Origin of the sequence: Maribellus sediminis (assembly GCF_011799805.1) — a bacterium.
GTDB classification, from domain to species: Bacteria; Bacteroidota; Bacteroidia; order Bacteroidales; family Prolixibacteraceae; genus Draconibacterium; species Draconibacterium sediminis_A.
The window spans coordinates 287,688-309,948 of sequence record NZ_WXUB01000003.1 but is presented as its reverse complement, the minus strand read 5'-3'; the positions used below and the strand labels follow the sequence as shown (position 1 = coordinate 309,948).

At 43.3% G+C, this 22,261-nt stretch carries 19 protein-coding genes; 8 read left to right on the top strand and 11 right to left on the bottom strand.

All coding sequences use genetic code 11. The features are described 5' to 3' along the window. The first annotated feature begins 59 nt into the window (after nucleotides 1-59). Both HFD85_RS13215 and HFD85_RS13210 read left to right on the top strand, forming a co-directional pair. Nucleotides 60-1,406: a glycosyl hydrolase gene (locus HFD85_RS13215; protein ID WP_167610479.1), complete on the top strand. Its 1,347-nt coding sequence runs from the start codon at nucleotides 60-62 to the stop codon at nucleotides 1,404-1,406. Nucleotides 1,407-1,713: 307 nt separating this feature from the next. Then, nucleotides 1,714-3,351, top strand: a complete 1,638-nt coding sequence (locus HFD85_RS13210; RefSeq protein ID WP_167610476.1) for a T9SS type A sorting domain-containing protein — start codon at nucleotides 1,714-1,716, stop codon at nucleotides 3,349-3,351. 50 nt (nucleotides 3,352-3,401) lie between these two features. Here the strand turns inward: HFD85_RS13210 and HFD85_RS13205 are convergent, their stop codons facing one another. After that, nucleotides 3,402-4,694 carry a cysteate synthase gene (locus tag HFD85_RS13205; RefSeq protein ID WP_206081971.1) on the bottom strand — a complete coding sequence of 431 codons (1,293 nt, stop codon included), beginning with the start codon at nucleotides 4,692-4,694 and terminating at the stop codon, nucleotides 3,402-3,404. A 252-nt stretch (nucleotides 4,695-4,946) separates the two neighbouring features. Between HFD85_RS13205 and HFD85_RS13200 the strand changes: the two genes are divergently transcribed. Beyond that, nucleotides 4,947-6,449: a DoxX family protein gene (locus HFD85_RS13200; protein ID WP_167610473.1), complete on the top strand. Its 1,503-nt coding sequence runs from the start codon at nucleotides 4,947-4,949 to the stop codon at nucleotides 6,447-6,449. On the opposite strand, the gene HFD85_RS13195 is transcribed toward HFD85_RS13200, so the two are convergent. The 7 genes from HFD85_RS13195 to HFD85_RS13165 form a co-directional block, all read right to left on the bottom strand. Next, nucleotides 6,446-8,368, bottom strand: coding sequence for a peptide-N-glycosidase F-related protein (locus HFD85_RS13195; RefSeq protein WP_167610470.1), 1,923 nt, complete (start codon nucleotides 8,366-8,368; stop codon nucleotides 6,446-6,448). The genes HFD85_RS13200 and HFD85_RS13195 overlap by 4 nt on opposite strands. Before the next feature lie 16 nt (nucleotides 8,369-8,384). Then, nucleotides 8,385-9,668 (bottom strand): transglutaminase-like domain-containing protein, encoded by a 1,284-nt coding sequence (locus HFD85_RS13190; RefSeq protein ID WP_167610467.1) that lies wholly within the window; start codon nucleotides 9,666-9,668, stop codon nucleotides 8,385-8,387. 106 nt (nucleotides 9,669-9,774) lie between these two features. Further along, nucleotides 9,775-10,833, bottom strand: a complete 1,059-nt coding sequence (locus HFD85_RS13185; protein WP_167610464.1) for an NAD-dependent epimerase/dehydratase family protein — start codon at nucleotides 10,831-10,833, stop codon at nucleotides 9,775-9,777. Between the two features lie 24 nt (nucleotides 10,834-10,857). Further along, the gene (locus HFD85_RS13180) at nucleotides 10,858-11,511 is read right to left on the bottom strand and encodes a CPBP family intramembrane glutamic endopeptidase (protein WP_167610461.1); all 654 of its coding nucleotides are present in this window, start codon (nucleotides 11,509-11,511) and stop codon (nucleotides 10,858-10,860) included. After that, nucleotides 11,508-12,179 carry an NAD-dependent epimerase/dehydratase family protein gene (locus tag HFD85_RS13175; protein ID WP_167610458.1) on the bottom strand — a complete coding sequence of 224 codons (672 nt, stop codon included), beginning with the start codon at nucleotides 12,177-12,179 and terminating at the stop codon, nucleotides 11,508-11,510. The genes HFD85_RS13180 and HFD85_RS13175 overlap by 4 nt, the downstream gene beginning before the upstream one ends. After that, complete coding sequence (locus HFD85_RS13170; RefSeq protein WP_167610456.1) at nucleotides 12,176-13,288, bottom strand: metallophosphoesterase; 1,113 nt, start codon at nucleotides 13,286-13,288, stop codon at nucleotides 12,176-12,178. Before HFD85_RS13170 ends, HFD85_RS13175 begins: the two co-directional genes overlap by 4 nt. 54 nt (nucleotides 13,289-13,342) lie before the next feature. After that, a complete protein-coding gene (locus HFD85_RS13165; RefSeq protein WP_167610453.1) occupies nucleotides 13,343-13,864 on the bottom strand; it encodes a TetR/AcrR family transcriptional regulator in 522 nt (173 codons plus the stop codon). Between the two features lie 157 nt (nucleotides 13,865-14,021). Between HFD85_RS13165 and HFD85_RS13160 the strand changes: the two genes are divergently transcribed. Further along, nucleotides 14,022-15,434, top strand: a complete 1,413-nt coding sequence (locus HFD85_RS13160; RefSeq protein WP_167610449.1) for a PQQ-dependent sugar dehydrogenase — start codon at nucleotides 14,022-14,024, stop codon at nucleotides 15,432-15,434. Here HFD85_RS13160 and HFD85_RS13155 read toward each other — a convergent pair. After that, nucleotides 15,417-16,190 (bottom strand): SOS response-associated peptidase, encoded by a 774-nt coding sequence (locus tag HFD85_RS13155; protein ID WP_167610446.1) that lies wholly within the window; start codon nucleotides 16,188-16,190, stop codon nucleotides 15,417-15,419. The genes HFD85_RS13160 and HFD85_RS13155 overlap by 18 nt on opposite strands. 179 nt (nucleotides 16,191-16,369) lie before the next feature. Here HFD85_RS13155 and HFD85_RS13150 point away from each other — a divergent pair, with 179 nt between their 5' ends. The 3 genes from HFD85_RS13150 to mtnP are packed head-to-tail and all read left to right on the top strand — an operon-like array spanning nucleotide 16,370 to nucleotide 20,607. Then, complete coding sequence (locus tag HFD85_RS13150) at nucleotides 16,370-18,757, top strand: glycoside hydrolase family 95 protein (protein WP_167610443.1); 2,388 nt, start codon at nucleotides 16,370-16,372, stop codon at nucleotides 18,755-18,757. Then, nucleotides 18,758-19,861 carry an S-methyl-5-thioribose-1-phosphate isomerase gene (mtnA, locus tag HFD85_RS13145; protein WP_167610440.1) on the top strand — a complete coding sequence of 368 codons (1,104 nt, stop codon included), beginning with the start codon at nucleotides 18,758-18,760 and terminating at the stop codon, nucleotides 19,859-19,861. Next, nucleotides 19,858-20,607 (top strand): S-methyl-5'-thioadenosine phosphorylase, encoded by a 750-nt coding sequence (mtnP, locus tag HFD85_RS13140; RefSeq protein WP_167610437.1) that lies wholly within the window; start codon nucleotides 19,858-19,860, stop codon nucleotides 20,605-20,607. The genes mtnA and mtnP overlap by 4 nt, the downstream gene beginning before the upstream one ends. A gap of 212 nt (nucleotides 20,608-20,819) precedes the next feature. Here mtnP and HFD85_RS13135 read toward each other — a convergent pair whose 3' ends face one another. Together HFD85_RS13135 and HFD85_RS13130 are read right to left on the bottom strand one after the other, a co-directional pair. Then, a complete protein-coding gene (locus tag HFD85_RS13135) occupies nucleotides 20,820-21,029 on the bottom strand; it encodes a dodecin family protein (protein ID WP_167610434.1) in 210 nt (69 codons plus the stop codon). A gap of 247 nt (nucleotides 21,030-21,276) precedes the next feature. After that, nucleotides 21,277-21,642 (bottom strand): DoxX family protein, encoded by a 366-nt coding sequence (locus HFD85_RS13130; RefSeq protein WP_167610431.1) that lies wholly within the window; start codon nucleotides 21,640-21,642, stop codon nucleotides 21,277-21,279. A 67-nt stretch (nucleotides 21,643-21,709) separates the two neighbouring features. Between HFD85_RS13130 and HFD85_RS13125 the strand changes: the two genes are divergently transcribed. Next, on the top strand, nucleotides 21,710-22,258 hold the full coding sequence (locus HFD85_RS13125; protein WP_167610428.1) for a nitroreductase family protein: 549 nt from the start codon (nucleotides 21,710-21,712) through the stop codon (nucleotides 22,256-22,258). Nucleotides 22,259-22,261 lie beyond the last annotated feature (3 nt).

Sequence of the window (22,261 nt, the reverse complement as noted above, 5' to 3'; positions counted from 1 at the left end):
ATATTTTTAGGTTTTGGTGTCTGAAATCTGAGTAACAAACTGATATTATGAGTCATTTAATGTCCTTAGTTCTAGCCATACTTTTTATAACATCATTTGCGGCATCTTTGCAGGATGAGATGCAGGCGCATCATTTTGAAAAGGTAAAGGCAAAAAGTAACTCTGAATTTTTAAACAGTTTGGGAGTTGTTTCCTCGGTATCGAGACGTGGAGAAACATTGAGCGGCACCATTGAATGTATTGAATATACTGCTTTGCGATGGATTCGTGCAGGTTACGAAAGTGATATTCCGGTAGACGATTTGCTTGAATTAAACCGGGTAACCGGAGTGAAATTCAGTTATGGTTTGTTAAGTGGAGGATCTGATATTGAACGGCTTATTAACGGGGCCAAACCACTGGCCGAACAAGAGGCTTTGATCGCCATTGAAGGTGCTAACGAACCCAATAATTGGGAGGTTAATTATAAAGGAGAAAATGGAGGCGGGTCAAAATCATGGATTCCCGTCGCCAGACTTCAGCAAGATCTTTACAAAAGGGTGAAAAGCGAGCCGGTTTTGCAGGAAATCCCGGTATGGTCGATTTCAGAGAACGGCGCCCAGACCGACAATACGGGATTGCAGTTTCTTTCAATTCCTTTGAACGCCGGAACTTTGATGCCCGCCGGCACGAAATATGCCGATTTTGCCAATTGCCATAACTACATCACTCATCCTTCGTGGCCGGGCTTGCACGATAATCAGACCTGGCGAAGTTCGGGCTCGGGGAACGACGTTCCGGTTGACGGACTATATGGCAACTATGGCAAAACCTGGCGTAATAAGTTTAAGGGCTATTCTGAAGCTGAACTGGATAGTTTACCCCGGGTAACAACCGAAACAGGGATTGCTGTTGGGCAGGATGATGTTGTTACGGAAGAGCTGCAGGCGAGATTGTATCTCGATTTATACCTGTCGCAATTTAAACGGGGATGGAAGTACACCGCCATTTATTTATTAAAAGGCCGTGCCGATGAACCCGCACATGAGGCTTTTGCTTTTTATAAACTTGATTATACGCCTAAGAAAGCGGCAGATTACCTGCATAATTTTACCCGAATTTTAGCTGACGACAAAGAGACTGAGGAGCCCGGCTGGCTGGAGTACAAGCTTTCAAATCATTCCGAAAATATTCACGATTTACTTTTGCAAAGAAGCGACGGTGTTTATCAGCTGGTTATCTGGGGCGAAAACTTTGTAAGTCCGGCCGAGCGAATAAAGGTTACTTTTGGTACGAAGCCACAAGGCATAAAAGTTTACAATCCAATTTCAGGAACAGCACCGATCGGACTTCTTACAGATGTTAACGAGGTTAAGCTGGAGCTTAGCAATCACCCTTATATTTTAGAACTGGAAGAATTGGAATAGCCAGAAAAGTTTGGCTACGCCTAATGTTATGCTATCATAGATTGGGAATAAGTTGAATTAAGCAGGATTTCGTATTAGCATTTGATTTTGTCATTACAATCTGCAAGAATTAAAAGTATTTTATTGGTACTATTAATTTAATTATATTTATGGTTGTTTATTAAACCATTGTCACTAATAAATTTAAACCACCATGAAATACGCGTTAACCTTACTATGCACGTCCTTTTTTGTGATAACTACTATTGCACAATCCAATGTAAATGTACAGCCATTGATTAAGAACGGAATAGCCCCAAAAATTAAGATGGATAGCACTATTTATAGCTATTACTCTAATAGCAAAGAAGAAATGGTTTCTGAAGGCAAGCAAGAATATTATTATGACGAACAAGGTAATGAGCTTGTCCGCTTTGTTTATGCATTCGATGGTGAAAATAACATCTGGAAGAAAAATAAGAAGTGGGAGAGTGAATATGATGCAACTAATAAATTAACAGTTGTGTTGCAGTATAAATGGAATAGCGATAGTGCCGACTGGATAAATGAATTCAAACAAGAATTCGGATACGACACGAACTTGAATTTGATTTCTATTAAAAGTTATTCCTGGAGAACTAATCCCTACAATGGCACGGAACTTTACAACTGGATTGGATTAGAAAAGTTTGAATACGAATATGATTCAAACGGGAATAAGTTACTTGATTCAGAATATGAATGGAACCTGGCAAATAATGATTGGGAAGGTGTGTCAAAACTGACTTTTTCTTTTGATTCGGCCGGAAATCAAACTTTAAGGACAAAATTTTCCTGGGGAGGGATTAGCTTTGAGGAAGGCCAATGGATATATGGTTGGCGCGAAGATCGTCAATACGAGAATAAATACAATTCATTGAATTTGATAATGGAGGCCGTGGAGCGTTATTGGGCGACAGAATGGACCAATCAGTATAAAGATGAATTTGCTTATAATTCCAAAGGAGAGATAAAACAACATACACGATATAGCTGGAATTATAATTCAATAAGCTGGAGAGCGATAGAAAAGTATGAACTTGTATCGGATACCATTAATCGTAAAGCTGTAGCAACAAGTGCTCAGTGGTATGAAAGCGACAGCACCTGGCACATACTTATTAAAAGTGAAATAGAGCTGGATGAAGAAGGAAATACTATTAAGCAGGTAGACTGGAATTTCGATTCTTCGCTTGACAGTTTAGTTTTTCAGAAAAAAATGGTTTCAGAATATGATTCAAATGGAAACCGAACCTCTTATATTGAATCTGGTTGGGACAAAACTATTAATGACTGGAAATTTGTGTTTCAGGAAGAGACCTCATACGATTTTGAAAGCAGAGTTACTTCTCTTGCTCGATGGCATTGGAAAGCAGATTCGGGGATGTGGATAGGTTGGGAGAAGTTTGAAACTATATATGATGATTCCGGAAATATAGTTAGGAGCTTAAAGTATTTATGGAATTCAGATGCAGGTGATTGGATTAGTGATTGGAGAACCGATTTTGAATTCGATACCTCTGTTTCATTCTCCAATCTGGTTTTGCCAAATTATTGGAAGGTGGAAAGAAAAATGGAATATGAACTAGATTTTGAAACAGCATATTCCTATGATAGTGTTTCAGCAAGTTGGAAGGTTAAAAATGAGACGAAACATTATTATTCAGGTTTTGTTGCAAATGGTCTGAATGAAGAAGTTTTGGGTCAGTTGTTAATTTATCCCAATCCGACGGATGATTTCATTTATATTTCGAATGTTTCTGGTCCGGTGCAGATTGACTTGTTCGCCATTAGTGGTGAAATGTTAATGAGTACGGAAATCAACAGTGAAAAAGCCGTTTCTGTAAAACAGTTTAAGCCGGGCTTATACATTTACAGAATAAGTAGTAACAATACTTTAAAGTCCGGAAAAGTTATCATTCAATAAATTGCCCGCAATCTGGTAGTAAATTTATCCGATTCGAAACCGGCTAAATATTAGAAAAGTTTGGCTACCCGCTCAATTACTTCGTCTTCACCTGGATTGATGTCGAATACAATTTCAGGTTTCAGGTAGAACAATTCATTTTCGGTTTTGAATTTTTCTTCGCCGCCGCCTGTAATATTCAGCATAATCAGGTCGTCCTTTTTAACCAGGCCCGATTTGGCAGCATCAATTAAAGTGGCCGTTGCAATTGCCGAAGCAGGATGAATGTCGTTGCCTTCAAGTTCGAGGAACATTCGGGCCGCTTCGTGGGCGTGTTCGTTGGAGGCCAGCAATACGTCGCCGCCGGCATCTTTTAAGGCATCGTACAAACCTCCGGCAATCGGGTATGGCGGCTTCCGGTTCGAAAGCACTTTGGCAATGATTTCTTCCACTTGTTTGCGTGCCAGGTCATCATCCAATGGCAGCATGTGGCGCGAGTCGGCTTTCCATGCATCGTGGATGGGTTTGAACGGCAGGTTTTGCGAAATCATCAGTTTCATTTTATTCGAACCAAAACGTCCGTCTTCAATCAGGCGGAGGTTGGCTTCCCACGCAGCAATAGCGCCGGTTCCGCTGCCAATAGCCTGGAAATAGTAGTCAGGAATTCGTCCGATTGTAGTTACGGCAGACAAAGTTGTGGTGGCCATCCCGTCGCGGCGGGCTACGTTTTTGGCACCGCCCTCGGCAACAAAACCTTCCATTCCGGCAACAATGTTCGAGAGGTGAATGGCATCGAAATAGTCGCTTCCCGATTTGCTGCAAATCAGTTTAACGCAGTCGTTAATTGGCTCCTCGAACCAAAGAGCGCCAATATTGTCTTCGGGAACGCAAATCAAAAGTGGTATATTATTTTCGGAACAAACCTTGGCAAAAGCACGCGACGTATTGCCGGCTGATGCCACAACAAGCACTTTATCCATTTCGGGAGTCATTCTTCCGCAAACCGAATAGGCTTCGGTTTCTTTGAAGGAGCAGGTACTCATGTTCGTGCCTTTTTCAGGCCAGTAGCCGCTAAAAGTGATCCAAAGATTTTCGAGCCCAAGTTCCTTCGCCAGTCCTTCGCTTTTGTATGTTACCGGAGCCGACGAACCTTCCAAAACACGTCCTATTGGCAACCAGTCGGCAAACTTGTAAAGCCCCCACGAGTCATCTTTTACATCAATCTGCTTTTTATCGTAGATGGCACGGATGAGGCTCGGTTCCATTTCGCCTGGAGCATCAAGTGTCCAACCTTCGTCCTTAAACTCTTTTCCGGACTTAAACGATTTCAGAATGTATTTCGTGGGCGAAAAACCTTTCATCATTGTTGTCAGTTTTTGTGAACCACAAAAGTAGAAAATGCAAGCAGATTACAAGGGAAAATTTTTAAATCTGCTATCTAACAGCATTTTTCTGCACCCTGTTTCAGCAAAAAGAGCGTGTTCTGAAATTGGGCATTCAGCTTATTTGGATTAATTATTTATTGCGGTCTATGCTTTTAAATATGAGGAAGATAGATTTTCTTTAATGAAGAAATTCGGCAAGTAGAAAAGCCGGGATTCGAAAACCTATAAACCATGAACTGGAAAAAACTTGTTATCACGGTCTTCAGAATGGCCATTGGCTGGCATTTTTTTTACGAAGGCATTTCAAAATTATTTATTGCAGACTGGAGTGCTACATCATACCTGAGTCATTCAACCGGACCGTTTGCCGGATTTTATCATTGGATGGGAAGTTCGGAGGCCTTGCTGAACGTGATCGATCCGGTGAATATTGCTGCTTTAATTCTGATCGGGCTGGCTTTGTTCCTTGGCGTTTTTGTCCGTTTATCGGCCGTTGGAGGCGTGGTTTTATTGCTGCTTTATTATTTTGCTTATCCGCCTTTTGGTGGTATACTGGCGAGCGGTACAGAAGGTAATCTGTACATCGTGAACCGAAATTTACTGGAAGCACTTGCGCTCTTGTATTTTGTTTTTGTGACCGAAAAAGGATGGGGAGTTTACGCTTTGTTTCATTCAAAAAAAGAAAATACAGAGGGAGCTATAAATGTTGAAACTTCGAATTCGAGAAGGGAGGCGCTTAAAAACCTGGCTGCTATTCCCGCACTTGGAGTTTTAGGAATCGGAGCTTTTCGAGATCAGAAATCATTTGGCGTTGACACACTTTCGGGGGCAACCATACAGGTTGGCGGTGTAGATATTAAGGAACTGAAGAAGCCTGTTCCGATGGGAAAGATTGGACCTCATGAGATCAGCAGATTAATTGCCGGCGGTAACCTGATTGGTGGCTGGGCACATTCGCGCGATCTACATTATGTGCCTTCCCTGTTCAGGGCTTACAACACCGAACGCAAGATTTTTGAGACGCTGATGCTACTCGAAAAAACAGGGGTGAATACTATCAATATAGGGTTCCCGACCAACGAATTGATGGCGAAATACAAAAAGGTCACGGGCAGCAAGATCAAGGTGATTTCGCAGGTGCACCCCGACATGGAAAAGAAAGATTACTTTGTAAACATCGACAAAGCAATCGATCTTGGTGTCGATATTGTGCAGGTGCAGGGGAACTGGTGCGACTGGCTGGTTCGTGATAACCGCCTCGATGTAATCGAAAAAATGCTGGACCGAATCCGTACGCAGGGTTACACCGCTGGATTGGCTTCCCACACCGTTGATTCGTTGATTGTTTGTGAAGAGAATGGCATTGTTCCGGATTATTACATGAAGACCATGCACCACGACAATTACTGGTCGGCTCACCCACGCGAAAACCGCGTTCCTTTTGAAGTGGACGGGAAAAAGTTTGCCGATCACAATAAATTCCACGACAACTGCTTTTGCCTGTTCCCCGACAAAACGGTGGAGTTTGTGCAACGAGCCACTGTTCCTGTTATGGGATTTAAAGTACTGGCCGCCGGTGCCATTCAACCCGAAGACGGTTTCGAATGGGCTTTCCGCAACGGCGCCGACTTTATTTGTGTGGGCATGTTCGATTTTCAGGTGGTGCAGAATGCCAACATCACCAACGATGTATTGGACAAACTGCAGGGCCGCACCCGTAAATGGTTTGGTTAGTACCTGAATCCGCCTTCCGGCACCTTATTAAACCTGCGGTTCATTTGGTGCTTCCTGTTTAAATAAATTTCCATTACATAACGCCCTTCTTCCAAATGTCGGAGATCGATTCCGGTTTGGGCATCCTTCAGGTTGGTGTATTCATGGCTTTCAATATATTCGCCATCTTTTGTTATGCGAATTGAAATCGTAGAAGGCTTATTCGTCGATGTATACAAAGTCGCGTAATCCTTTATCATTCGTGGATAAAGGTTTGCTGAGAAGTACGGAATCGTTGTGTCTACTTTGGCTTCGCTATCGGCTTTAAACGCATAAAACTGACCATTGCCGCAATCGCTTTCAAAAAGGTGGATGATGTTGCCATCGGTATCTTTCAGGCGCAGTCTTCCGTATCCGGCCTCTGCCATAAACCAGAATTCCAGGCCGTCGCCGGCAGTGTCAACCAGTTGCAGAAAATAACTGCCGTCCTCTAAATGTAAGGTGTCAATGTAAGTTGTTGCTGAGTCAAGTGTTTCGGGAGTTTTGGCATAAAGCGTATCGTACGAACTGTTTACAAGGTGCAGCCAGTTGTCTTTTGGCCGGTTGTTGGTCATGAGTTCAACAACAATATCAGTAGGAATTGTAGGAATACCGTCGAACTCAACTTCCATATTGTTGTCGCCATCCCACTCGTCTTCAACGCCATTTGGATTGTTTAGCGTTACCGAAAAGGCATTGACTCCGTTGTTAGAATCAATTTCGCCCGGTAAGGTGATGACGGCAGCTTCATAGAAACCTAAGCTGCCTTCCCATTTATAATGCTTTTCCGCAAAACCAACAGTTTTATACACAATATCCAGACTGGTCAGTTCTTCTTTGCCAAGGTTCCGAACCTGAATGATCGGGCTAAAACCTCTTGGATTAAAGCGGTTGAAATTGTCCTTGTTATTCGGAGCAATAATTTCCTCGATACGAACATCGTTGGTGTTATTTGGCTCAGCAAACTCGAAGAAATACGAGGTGATCTGTTCTTTTGGTTGCTGGATATTGTTTGCGGTGAATGGCTCCATGTCCAGATCGATGGTGTGTTTCTTTTTGGTAAGCGGAACATCAATCACATCGGCAATTTGCAGATCGCCGGGGCACCAGTAGCCACGGTCGAAGATCCACGTTCCTCCCTGAGGATAAAGCGGATTATCGCCACATTCTTTCCACATGTCACGATGATCAACAACCTCGCCATCAAAAACGAGTTCGCGCCAGCGGCTGCAAAATTCGCTACAGCCACTCGGGCGGTCCATTCCGTGGCCGGTATGTTGAATACGAAAGCGTCCGAATGCCGCTCCGTCCGATTTTTTTACAGTAATAGCTGCCAGTTGTTTTTCAATCGGATTTTCCGGGTTTCCGTACTGAAAGTTGCCGTTCCACATTTCTTTTACCGAAATGTAATCGGCTACCTGTGGCCCGTAAGTTATATCGAAATCGATGGTGAGGTCCCAGCCCAGATCCGGAGATTCGTAGCCCGAATGGATGTACTCAATTTCAACACTATCGCGTAAAAATGCCTGGAAATCTGTCACATCAACACTCCAGGTATAACTCCAACCTTCTTTGAAATTACTGCCATAAGGTGTAAGCATTCTTCCAATTTCGAAGTTGATGTTTTTACCGTTTACACCACCCTGACGGAGTATTTTAACCCGGTCCATATAATCCCAGTGTGCAATTTTGCGGTCTTTCGGATAGGCCAAAGTAAGGTTCATAACCACGCGGCGAACTTCTTTGTCGGGTGAAGGAAAAACACCCCACTCGACAAAGCTTTTTACGCCTTGCGAAGGATCGGTATTGATCAGTAATTCGTTGTGTGTTACAACCTTGTTTTGGGCAATTGCCGCCTGGATGGCAAACACGGAAATGATGAGTAGTGCAATATTTTTCATCTTATTATTATGCGTATTATTTTAAAATCAATTGAATGTCCTGTGCGCTGTCGTTGTTGGTTTGAATGGTGAACGACTGGTTGATGCCTTGTTCCGGGTGGGTAACAACAAAGCTGTATTCCATGTTCTTTTTTAATTTGAATTGAAGGAATTGGTTCATGTCGTCGGTTTTTCGAGGCGAGTAACCGAAGTTAACAGCTTTATCCCCGTTCATAACATCTACGCGACAATTGAGTCGCGATTCGCTTTTTGAAGTATCCGGATTGTCAAAAACAACAACGTTAGCCAGGCACTCGTCGTCGGCTAGTTTGCTGCCCTTTATCGATTCTTCGTAAAGATCGATGTAGCGTTTAGTAACGTTGACACCATATGCAAAGCGTTCCGGTTTATTATCTCCACCTCTTTCTTGCATGCGTTCGAAACGAGATTTCACATCCTCGGGTAATTTGTTCAGATCAACCACTTCGTTAACACTGCCATCGGGTGCAGCATAGTAAGGCATTCCGGTTGGTTTGTACGAAGCGGCATAAATCCAGTGCAGCATATTTTCAGGATCGGCTTTGCCGGCATCGGCAACAAACCACGATTTATCAAGTGTGTCGGGATAATATTCAATAAAATGCCAGTGTCCGTCAATCCATACTTCGCTCCAGGTATGGTTGCCTTTGTAGTTGGTCCACATCGCAGTTCCTGCCAGTCGCGACGGAATTCCAACAGCACGGTAGGCATCGGTCAGTAAAATGGAGAGGCCGGTGCAGGTTGCCATGTGTTCTTTCATGGCCTGGAAAGGGCTGATATCGACGCGCGAACGTTTGGTGTTGTATGCCACATCCACCTCTTTTTCAATGTTCCGGGCCACAGCCATCAAAGCATCTACCATGTTGTCCTTATCATCGACATACTTGGCGAAACGTTCGTAAAAATCCGGGCGCCAGTTGTCACGAACCTCCGAAATATTAGCATAAGGAAGCACTTCATTCAAGAAAATTGAATCGGGGAGTGCAGCACACCACGAATATTTTTCACGCGCTTTGTAAGCGTATTCCACATTTTCGAGTAAGAAATCGGCTTTTAAACTGCTTAAGTCGCTCTCGGGCATGTAACTGATCAAAAAGGCCATTCCTTCCTTTTGTTCTTCAGGGCTTTCTGCCAGTGCCTTCTGAAGTTCCGGGGCATTATCTCCTGCTTTTACAAATGCTGAATCCAGCAAGGTGTGGTATTCTGTGGGAACTCCTTGGTATTTTGATTGGCAACTCATCAGTGCCATTACCAAAAATGCGAATGTGAAAAATCTGTTCATGTCGAGTTATTAAAAAATTTTAATAATGCACAAATCTACTACAAAAAAATTAATTTGTCAGTAATGAACAGATCTTTGAGAAGAAGATAAAGGTGTTCTCAAAAAATTAAAAGGCCTTGTTGTCAATCATTTGCTGAAACATTTCGTTCAGCGAATCTTGTAACGGACGGTATTCAATTTTCAACTCCCTTTTGCTTTTTGAATTGTCAGCTTTCCAGGGCAAACCGATATTTTGTGTAACGTATTTACGTGTGATGCCTTTATTGATTGCTGGTCCTACTAACCAGATCACCCATTTAAGCATGGCTTTTTTCGGGATCGGATAATCGCTGCCATATTTTGGCCTGAGTTGGGCTGCCATTTCAGTAAAGGAAGAATTGTGACCGGAAACAATGTGTCGTCCGGAAGCTTCCGGAATAAAACCGGCATTGAAGTGAGCCAGTGCAACGTCGCGGACATCAACAACACCCATCCCTATTTCCGGGGCTCCTGCTTTCATGGAACCGTTGCCAAACTGTCGGATAATGTTGAAGCTTTCTGAGGTAACAGCATCGGGATTTATGGCAGGTCCTACCACCAAACTTGGATTAATCACCACCAGATCCCAGCGGTTTTGTTCTTTGCTGATACGCCAGGCTTCCTGCTCGGCAATTGTTTTCGAATACGAGTATGGCTGATGTTTCAATGAAGAACTGGTATTCCATATTTCCTCGGTGAAAACGCCATTTGGCGTGTTTTTTAAGTCGGCATTGTCGCCATAAATTGCTGCGCAACTACTGGTGAGTACCACGCGCTTTACCGATGGAGTGCGGTTGGCTTGTTCAAGTACATTTCGCGTACCAAGTTTTGCAGGGTCGATCAGTTCTTTTTGTGGATCTTTCACTTCCATCGTAAATGGCGAAGCAGTGTGAAAAACAAGTTCACAACCTTTCATGGCTTCTGCATATGAACCTTCTTCCAGCAAATTGCTTTTAAAGTATTTAATGGTGCCCTTTGTTTTTGCCGCTATTTCATCAAGGTATTTTAGTTTTTTCGTGTTGTTGGGATTACGAACTGCAGCGTGTACAGTCAAACCTTCTTCTAAAAGTTTTTTTACTAACCAACCGGCAACATAGCCTGTTGCACCGGTTACCAAAACCGGCTTTGTTCTGTCAATTGTTTTCATGATTTTAAAAATATTTGGTGTTAATTATTGTATCCATTTCATCATATCGAGCCAAAAATGTTGACCAAGGCCAACTGTGAAAATAAAAAAGCCCAGTGCGCCATGTAAAATGCTAACAAACAGTACACTTTTTGTTTTCTGATAAACCAGTGCTAAATAAATTCCGGCAAAAAATGTGAGCACCAGCGACAGCACACTGAAATAGACAATGTGCGCAAAACTAAAACTGACAGCGCTAGCCAAAACCATTGCCGTTGTTGTTTTAAAAAGCGGTTTGTAGCGCATAAACAGAAATTGCCTGAATACAACTTCCTGGGCATAGGCCGAAAATGTGGGATAGAAGAAAAACATGGCGATCCAGATTTTCCAGTTACCACGCGGTAGATTAAACAAATTCCCGGGTTCAAATATCCACACAAAAATGGTAAGCAAAATACCTATGCCCAAAACGATAAATCCCTGGGTGATCCACATTTTTTTAGAGATATTGAGCCTGATCAGATCGCGTATCCGAAATTCCTTTTGTTTCAGGAAATACAGTGTTAAGCCCACCAGTACAGGAAGCAGCACCGCACTGGGATGAACGATGTTGCTGTCGAAAAACAGTAGTAAGGGAATGCCGAAGAACAACAGTATGAACTCGGCCGCATATACTATTTTTCGTGTACCCGTTTTCATTGGACATTGGATAAAGCGATGATGTCTTTTGGTCGTAAAATAGTGGTGCTGTAACCGTGCTGCACCGAATTGATCATAGCCAGTCCCACTTGTGTTGTGTTAACAACACTGTTTGGAGCCAGGGCCTTTATCAGTTTCACCAGCCACATAAAGTAGTCGTACATAAACTGATAGCCTTTTGTTCTCGATTTTATTCCCCTTAAAGGAATTATGGCACCAGGCCGAAACATAAATGCCTGTTTAAAACCCATATTTATCAGGTCGTTCTCCGTTTTGCCTTTTACTCTTGCCCACATCGACCGGCCTTTTTCAGTTGAGTCGGTTCCTTCGCCCGAAACATAGGTAAAAGTCAAATCGGGGTTATTTTTGTACAACACTTTGGCCAGGGCAATGGTATAATCGTAAGTAACTTTTTTGTATTCCGCTTCCTTCATTCCAACCGAACTCACTCCCATGCAAAAGAAACAGGCATCGTATCCATTCAATTCTTCTGAAAGATTTGAAAAATCAGAAAAGTCCTTGTGAATGATTTCCTTTAATTTTGGATGCTGCATTTCAAGCGGATTTCGTCCGATTACCAAAGCCTCTTCAACATCCTGGTGATCCAGGCATTCGAGCAGAACTCCTTTGCCAACCATTCCGGTGGCACCTGTAATAATTACCTTCATGATTCAACGGGTTTTAGTTTTAATAGTACAATTTCGCTTTTTGTGCCCACACGCATCGGTGGTCCGAAAGTGCCAACTCCCTGCGAGGTGTAAATTCGCGTTCCTTTATAAGCGTGCAATCCTTTGTTGTATTTATAAACCATTCCTACAACAAAGTTGAACGGGAAGAGTTGTCCGTTGTGGGTATGACCAGCCAGATAGAGGTCGACGCCGTGCTGATTCGCGTATTCAATACCATCGGGACTGTGATGCAGCAATACAGTTGGTTGTTCAGGAAAAATATTTAGTTGATCGAGTACCGAACGCATACTTGGCTTTTTGCCGGTTCCGTGCATTCCGGGATCTCCGTCATCGGCGCGCATGTGGTTGAGCCCGATGATCTGAATCTGGTTAAAATGAGTGACTTCATTCTCGAGAACCGTAACCCCAATTTCACGAAGATTTTGTTTTACTTCCTCAGCTCCCGAGTAACCATCGTGGTTTCCTTCCACAAAATAAACCGGAGCTTTCAGTTGTTTCAATGGTTCCAGGCTTTTGCTGTTCAGCCTGATCCTCCCATCGAAAAGATCGCCGGTAATAAACACCACATCAGGATTTTGAGCATTGGTTTTATCCACTATTTTTTGCAGTGTTTTCGGTCCCCAAAAATGCCCGATATGAATGTCGGAAAGATGAGCAGCTACAAGTTCGTTTTTTAGTCCTTTTATCGGGATTTCTACTTCGCTAATGCGACGGTATTGTGCATTTATAATTCCTCCGGCAGTAATAAGAACCGCCAGTGAAAGTGCCGAAATACCCAACAAACGTGGTACCGATTTTACGAAGACACTTATCAGATCGACTATGGCTACTGATATCAGAAGGTACAGCAAGAATCCCATTACAATGGAGGCCAGTATGTAAATCCAATTGGCAAATGTTCCCTGCGCATTGGTTGTGCTTATTATTCCCGCAATCATAAAAACGGTAAGCGAACCAAAGGCAACGTACAGGTAGCGGGTGCTGGTTAAATCAAAATAGAATGAGAAACGACGTGCCAGATAGATATTGGCACCTGACAGGATTCCCAGAAAGATAATTAGGAATATAATTGGAAGAAATTGTTTCATGGTAAATTTGTTTGTTATTAAACGTGAGTACTTACTTAATTGTTTGCTAAAAAATTAGAGATCGTACTTTTTCAATAGGAAAGGGATTAGTTTATCGGCATCGAGCTGCGAACCTTTTAACATAGCCGAAGCAATTCCATCGATAAAAACCAGTAAAAGATCGGCCTCCTGCTCGGGCGATTCGTAAGCTAATTTGCTGAATGCATGAACGAGTGCCATTTTTAACGGCTCCATTTTTTTGTCGCCGTTAATTTCCAGTTCCCATTTTAACTTGAACTGAAGTTTCCAGAAATCGTATTCCGAAACATCGACTTTATGCAGTATAGTAATGGTTTTTCGAATCACTTCCTTTGGTTCAGTTTCAAGTACGATGTCGGCAAACAGCGATTTGAACCTGCTTTCGCCTTCGTCGAGAATGGCTTGCATCAAGCCTTCCTTGTTTTTAAAATGCCTGAAAATTAGTCCTTCGGAAACGCCGGCAGCCCTGGCTACTTTACTGGTTGATGTGGCATGATATCCTTCCTGTGCAAAAAGTTGCAGGGCGGCCATCAAAATTTTCTCTTGTTTTTCTGTCATATTAAAAGTAAGTAATCGCTCACAAAGCTATGCAAATGAATTTGCTTTTCAAAATATATTTTGTCGATACCAAATAGTTTTCGACGACTAAATTCAACTCTAGTGAACAAAAGAGCATGAAAATCATTATCTTTTAGATACATCTAAATCGACAAAAATGAATTCTACGCAACAAAAAATTAAGCAACTTTTTATACTCGTTTTATTTTTCGTGTTTGCCGTTCAGGTGAAGGCACAGGATGGTGCAGCGCTCTATCAGCAAAATTGTGCTTCGTGTCATGGTGCTGATCTGAATGGTGGAAATGCCGCCAGTTTGATCGATGGAGTTTGGCAGTTTGGTGCCGAGAACAGTTATATCTATCGCAACATCAAATTTGGGATTACGCATTTGGGAATGCCTTCTTATGAGGCTACTTTGAACGATGGTGAAATTGGGGCCATTCTGAGTTACATCCGTGAGTCGGAAAAGCATGTTGGTGCTGTAAAACCGCCAATCGTTCACCAATCGGAAACCATGGATTACGACCTGAATGTTGAAATGTTTGCCGAGGGGCTGGAAATTCCCTGGGCGATCGATTTCTTGGATAAAAACACGGCTTTAATTACTGAACGGCCAGGAAGTCTGCGTGTGGTAAAAAACGGAAAACTACTGGCGGAAGCCGTGAAAAATACACCGGAGGTATTGCACGAAGGACAGGGTGGACTGCTTGATGTAGCTGTTGATCCGAATTACGACAAGAACGGTTGGATTTACCTGGCCTTTAGTCATGTACTGAAAAACAACGGAGAAGGACGTCCCGGTGCAATGACCAAACTGGTGCGTGGTAAAATTAAGGACAACACCTGGACCGACGAGCAGGTAATTTTTGAAGCGCCGCATGAAACTTACCGTACCACACGTCATCACTATGGTTGCCGCATTGTTTTCGATCCGGAAGGCTATTTGTACTTTGCAATCGGCGAGCGCGGTTACCAGGATATGGCACAGGATTTTACATTGCCAAACGGTAAGGTACATCGCATATATCCCGATGGCCGAATTCCTACCGACAATCCCTGGTATAATGAGCCGGGATCGATCAAATCGTTGTATTCACTTGGAAACAGAAATATTCAGGGGATGGCCGTTCATCCTGTTACCGGAGAAGTTTGGGCTACCGAGCATGGTCCGATGGGTGGCGATGAACTGAACCTGATTCAGGCCGGAAAGAATTACGGTTGGCCGGTGATTACTTATGGTTTGAATTACAACGGAACCATTGTTTCGGATCTGACTCGAAAAGAAGGTTATGAACAACCGATTTTTTACTGGAAACCATCAACGGCCTTGTGTGGACTTGATTTTTACAGCGGAGATCTGTTTCCGAAATGGAAGAACAAACTACTGGTGGGTGCACTTAAATATGAACAGGTGAGTTTACTCGATATTGAGAATGACCGCGTGATGCACGAAGAAGTCATTCTAAAAAACCAGGGGCGTGTTCGTGATGTAAGCACAGGCCCTGATGGTGCCATTTACGTGGTGTTGAATAACCCGGGTACGGTTCTTCGGCTAACTCCCAAACAATGATGACGAACGCATTTCGAGCTCAGGATAAATAAACTCTTTTATAGCCTCGGGACTGTTGCCAACGGCGTTTTTACCCCGGAGTTTTCTGACGGTGTGTGCTTTTAGAATGCCATCTTTCGCCGGCACAATCATTTTTTTGATTTCGGTGTCGCTTCCGTTCAACCAGTCATCCGCCGTTGCCTCATCAAGAATAAGTGGCATTCGGGCTTCCTTTAGTTTGGGATTGTTATGGATTGTGCGCATCAACTGGTTAGCTTTGGTGGTAACGATGGTAAACGAATTTACGATCTCGCCGGTTTCGCGGTTGGTCCATTCGTCCCACAAACCACCCAAAACAATAGGCTCGCCATCAACACGCTGAATGTAGTACGGGTAGGTATTTCCTTTAAAATGATGGTGTTCGAAAAATCCATCGATATAAATGATGCAACGTTTCGATTTAGCAGAAGTTTTAAACGAAGGTTTTTCAAAGATACTTTCGCCACGCGCATTTATGGTTTTGTTCCAAATGTCGAGCTGTTGTTCGGTGTTTTTTACCCAAAAAGGAATTAATCCCCAACTGGCTACAACCGGTATTTCAGAGCTTTCGCTGGTATAAATCAGCAATTTGGGATGGTCGAATCCTGAAACATGGAAAAACTCATCTTCCAGAAAAGGGCGGAATTGTTCGATGAGCATTTGAATGGCTTCTTCATTTCCATAATGCCTGGCCCGTTTCAGGGCCGCCTCAACTTTTGCTTTTATATCGTAACACATATTTTTTGAACAGGTATTGTACGAATTTCGAGAATATTCCCCGAATCACAAAATTGAAGGATGCTGAGCGTTAATTCCTTGATTTCTGAGCGTAACAGCAAGGATTCGGTTTCAGAAAATCCCCTGAAAAAATTATTATTCGTAAGTTTGGACCAGCAGAAAAATCAAATCTTTCGATTATGAAACCAAGGCTGTCATTTCTACTTTTTATACCCATTTTATTTCTGTCGTGCACGCAACACCTGGAACCGGAAAAGGAACTTGATCCGTCGTTGATGTTGTGGTACGATAAACCCGCTGAAAGCTGGATAGAAGCCTTGCCGGTTGGAAACGGAAGACTCGGGGCGATGGTTTTCGGAGGAACGGCAAATGAAACGATTCAGTTTAACGAAGAAACATTGTGGACTGGTCAGCCCCACGATTATTCCCATGAAGGTGCTTCAGAAGTTTTGAATAAAATGCGGCAACTGCTTTGGGCCGGTAAACAGGGCGAAGCCCAGAAATTGGGTAACGAGCGTTTTATGTCGCAACCACTGGGACAATTGTCGTACCAGCCGTTTGGAGATATTTTGCTGAGTTTCCCGGGGCATGAGAGTGCGACAAATTACAAGCGGGAGCTGGATCTGGAAGATGCCATAGCAACAGTTTCATACGATGTAGACGATGTAAAATTCAAACGCGAAATTTTCTCATCCTGTCCTGATCAGTCGCTGGTGATTCGTTTGAAAAGTTCAAAAACAAACGCACTTAATTTTTCACTTGGGATGAATTCTCCGCAATATGTTTTTGACGTGATTGTGGATGGAGATCAACTAATTTTAAAGGGAAAAGCGAATAATTACCCGGAAGATAAAGTACGGGCAGGAGGTGGTTATCCTCCCAGCTTACTCAGTTTTGAAGCCCGCATAAAAGTGGTGAACGAAGGTGGTGGACTTGTTGAAGAAGAAGACAAAATCAGAATAACAAATGCAAATGCTGTAACGCTTTACCTGGTGGCAGCTACCAGTTTTGTGAATTACAACGACATTAGCGCTGATCCTGCAGAACGCTGCGAACACTATCTCGACCATCTGCAAGGGAAATCTTATGAACAGGTTAAAGCTGATCAAAATGCGGATTATCACAAGCTTTTCAACCGAGTAAATATTGATCTTCCACAATCTGAAATTTCAAAGCGACCAACAAACGAACGACTTGCTACTTTCAAGGAAGATGAAGATCCAAGTTTGGTTGCCTTACTTTATCAATACGGGCGCTACCTGTTGATTTCTTCTTCGCGGCCGGGTACTCAGCCAGCAAATTTGCAGGGAATCTGGAACTACCAGCTCTCTCCTTCGTGGGACAGTAAATACACCATCAACATAAATACAGAAATGAATTACTGGCCGGCTGAGATTACCAACCTGCCCGAGCTGACTGAGCCGCTTATTGAAATGGTGAAAGATTTGTCGCTTACCGGTCAGGAAGTGGCTAAAGAGCATTACGACATGGATGGTTGGGTTGCGCATCACAACACCGATATCTGGCGCGGAGCTGCTCCAATCAACAACGCCAATCACGGAATCTGGCCAAGCGGTGGTGCCTGGTTAAGTCAGCATTTGTGGTGGCATTACCAGTTTAACGGCGATAAAGAATTTTTGAAAGAAACTGTATACTCGATATTAAAAGAAGCTTCCCGTTTTTTTGCTGAATACCTGGTATCCGATCCAACTCATCCCGATTGGTTGGTTAGTGGACCGAGTAACAGTCCTGAAAATGGCGGTTTGGTAATGGCGCCGACGATGGATCACCAGATCATCAGAGAACTTTTTGCAAACACTATTGAAGCTGCGGAAATGGTGGGTGATGATGATGAACTGATAGCTGATTTGAAAGCGAAACGAGCAAGGATTGCTCCAAACCAAATCGGGCGTTACGGACAGTTGCAGGAATGGCTTCAGGATGTTGATGATCCGGAAAACGAGCACCGCCACGTTTCGCATTTATGGGGCCTGCACCCTGGGAGCGAAATTCACCCTTTAACCACACCTGAGTTGGCGGAAGCCTGCAAAGTTGTGTTGGCCCACCGCGGTGATGGTGGCACCGGCTGGTCGCGCGCCTGGAAAATCAATTTTTGGGCGCGGCTGCTCGACGGCGATCATTCTTTCCTTATTCTGAAAAACCTGATGGTTCCATCAATAAATCCTGAAACCGGGCGCGATGAAGGCGGTTTGTACACGAACCTTTTTGATGCTCATCCGCCTTTTCAGATCGACGGTAATTTCGGAGCAACCTCAGGAATAACTGAAATGTTGCTGCAATCGCATTTACGCGACGAAAACGGCGCTTTTTATCAGGATATTTTACCTGCATTGCCAGGTGCGTTTGCAAACGGTAAAATTTCAGGAATAAAAGGCCGCGGTGGTTTTGAATTTGAAATTGCCTGGGAGAATGGCGAACTAACATCTGTAACAGTTAAATCACTGCTAGGAAATCACTTGAATTTGAGATACGATGGAAAGCTCATCTCGCAGGAAACTTCAAAAGGCGGGAGTTATACTTTTAATTCTGATCAATTCAGCAAATAAATGAAAATAGGCGCGAAACATTATCACACCATTTGGTTAAAAGAAGATGATCAGCAGATAGTTCAAGTGATTGATCAGCGAAAGCTTCCTTTTCAGTTCGAAATTTATGATATGAAAACGGTGGAAGACGCTTATTTTGTGATTCGCGAGATGGTGGTTCGCGGAGCGCCATTAATAGGTGTAACTGCTGCATACGGCATGTACCTGGCTTTGCTGGGATTTTCGGAAGGCGACCTTGAACACTACCTGAAAAGTAAAGCCGATTACCTGAAATCGTCGCGACCAACCGCAGTAAACCTGGCTTTCGCGGTCGATGAGATGTTCGATTTCATCATCAATAACCTGGGAAGTCCTGAATTAATCCAGTTAACGTTAAGCAAAGCTCATGAGTTAAAACAACAGGAGATTGAGTTTGGAGAAAAGATCGGGGAAGCCGGCCTGGAAATTATCGAAGCAATCTACCAACGAAAAGGCGAAACCGTTAATATCCTCACACATTGCAATGCCGGTTGGCTGGCCTGCATCGACTGGGGAACTGCTACTGCACCCATTTATAAAGCGCATTTAAAAGGTATTCCGGTTCATGTTTGGGTCGACGAAACGCGTCCAAGAAACCAGGGAGCGCGTTTAACGGCTTACGAACTGGGCGAAGAAGGTGTGCCGCATACCGTAATTCCCGACAATACCGGAGGGCATTTGATGCAACACGGCATGGTGGACATGGTGATCGTTGGCAGCGACCGCACCACTGTTCGCGGCGATGTTGCCAATAAAATAGGAACCTACCTGAAAGCGCTGGCTGCAAAAGATAATGCGGTTCCGTTTTATGCTGCACTTCCATCTTCAACTTTCGACTGGGAGCTGGAAGATGGAGTCAGTGAAATCCCAATTGAACAGCGAAATGCTGAAGAAGTCTCACGGATTGAAGGCTGGGACGGAACACAAATTCAGTCGGTACAGCTTATCCCTGAAAAAAGTACGGTGGCCAACTTCGGGTTCGATGTAACTCCCGCGCGACTGGTAACCGGGTTGATCACCGAAAGGGGAGTGTGCCGGGCCGATAAACAAAGTATTTTAAAACTATTTCCTGAAAAACAGAAATGACAAAAATTGCGATAATTGGTGGTTCAGGTCTCGAAGATCCGGCCATATTGAAGGAACCAAAAGATGTGGTTGTGGAAACGCCTTATGGCGCGCCATCCTCAAGTTTTAAATGTGGAAAAATCGGTGGTGTGGAAGTGGCCATTTTGTCCCGTCACGATCGCGATCATTCTATTCCGCCAACGCAGGTAAATAACCGCGCCAATATTTGGGCGTTAAAAGAACTGGGATGTACCCACATTATTGTGACTACAGCCTGTGGTAGCCTGCGCGAAGAAATCGATCGCGGGCACATTGTAATCCTCGACCAGTTTATCGATTTTACCCGCCACCGCGATGTTACTTTCCATAGTAAATTTGAGAACGGCGATCTGAATCATACGCCAATGGCCGATCCTTTTAATGCCGATTTACGAAAAGTGCTGATTGAAAAAGCCGGTGAACTCCAACTTCCTTTTCATGAAAAAGGGACCGTAGTTACCATTGAAGGCCCACGGTTTTCAACTCGCGCAGAATCGAAAATGTTCCGCATTTTAGGAGCCGATGTAATTAATATGTCCACCGCACCGGAGTGTATCCTTGCCAACGAAATCGGAATTCCATACGCAGCAATAGCTCTAAGTACCGATTACGATTGCTGGAAAACCGATGAGGAGCCTGTTACCTGGGAGGAAGTACTTAAGGTGTTTAACCGAAATGTGGAGAATGTAATTCAGCTTTTGGTGGAGACGATCAAAAGAATTCAATAAAAGTGCTCCTGAACATTAAAACCATGTGAATTTTGGCACAGCGTTTGTTTTTACAACATTACTGCTTCAAAGCCATAAAGCAAGGTTATCATAACCGTTCAGTTAGTACTATTATAAAACCATCCAACCTAAGGTTGGTGAACAGTTTCCGGCGGCGTCTCACAAGGTGCCGCTTTTTTTTACTTTAATTTGAATGGTGTTTCTAACCGATTTTATCCCTGGTATTTAAACGATACTTTGAGTTTTACACGGTAGGCTTCAATCTTGCCGTCGTTCAAATGCATATCCATTTGACAAACTTCGGCAATTCTTAGGTCGCGTAAGGATTTTGAGGCCAGTTCAATGGCACTTTCTGCGGCTTTTTCCCATGATACAGGGCTGCTTCCCACAAGTTCAATGATTTTGTAAACGCTGTCTGGCATAACTTTTCATTTTTGGTTAATAAATCTGTAGCTGAATAAGTGTATGCGTTTACGTGTTCAATGCCGAAATGTTGTGGATTTTCGGGGAATTTGCTTTTGTCGAAGATAATTCGAAAATCAATACTTTCTGCGGGATTTTACTCAGATTCCTCTCTTCGATCGGAATGACAGGTCTTTTAGAAATGTAGGTTGTAAAACAGTGTAATTCTGAACGAAATGAAGTAAAAGAATCTTTTTAAAAACTGATCTATCCCAACGCCAGTCTTCCAATAACGACAAAAGAGGTCAAAACAAAAAGTACAATGTTTGTGATCATTTCCTGTTTCTCGCCCCGGTTAAAATTCGAGATAGCAGCAAATACCATAATGATTGCCAGTCCGGCGGCCGATAACGGAATTACAAGTTCGTGAATAGGGTACAGCCCGGGAAAGAACAATCCAAATCCACCGAGCGTTTCCAGAATTCCGATGGCTCTGACTTTTTTAGGTTCGTAATCGTTCACCCAATCCATGGCTTTTTGGAGCCGGTCCATACGTACCACAGCCTTTGCCAGTCCAACCGTAATAAATACTGCGGCTAAAAAAAGCTGAGCGATCCAGAGAAGAATATTCATAGATTTGTTAAATTAGGTTTGCAACATTTGTTACAAGTTCTACAAAATCAAATAACTAAAATTTGCCATGTCATTCAGCGAATTAATTAATAAACGTCAGAGTGTGCGAAAATATTTGCCGCGACCGGTGGAAAAAGAAAAAATCCTGAAAATTGTTGAGGCGGTTCATTTGGCACCTTCAGCCTGTAATTCGCAACCGTGGAAAATTGTTATTGTTGATGAGCCCGATTTAAAAAGTGAAGTGGCAAAAGCGACATTCAGTAAAAGCGTTTCGTTTAACAAATTTATTCAGGAAGCTCCGGTAATTGCCGTGTTGGTGATTGAGAAAGCACGCCTAATTACGCGAATTGGTGGCACTATAAAAAATCAGGAATATCCGCAATACGATATTGGCATCGCCGCCGAACATTTTAGTTTGCAGGCTACCGACTTGGGACTGGGAACTTGCATCGTCGGTTGGTTCGACGAAAAGAAAATCCAGCAGCTGCTGAATATTCCGGCAAAGCGAAAAATTGGATTATTGATTACTTTAGGCTATTCACCTGAAGATTACAAACTCCGAAAGAAGATCCGCAAACCCATCGATCAGATTTACAGTTTTAATTCGTACTCCTGAAAA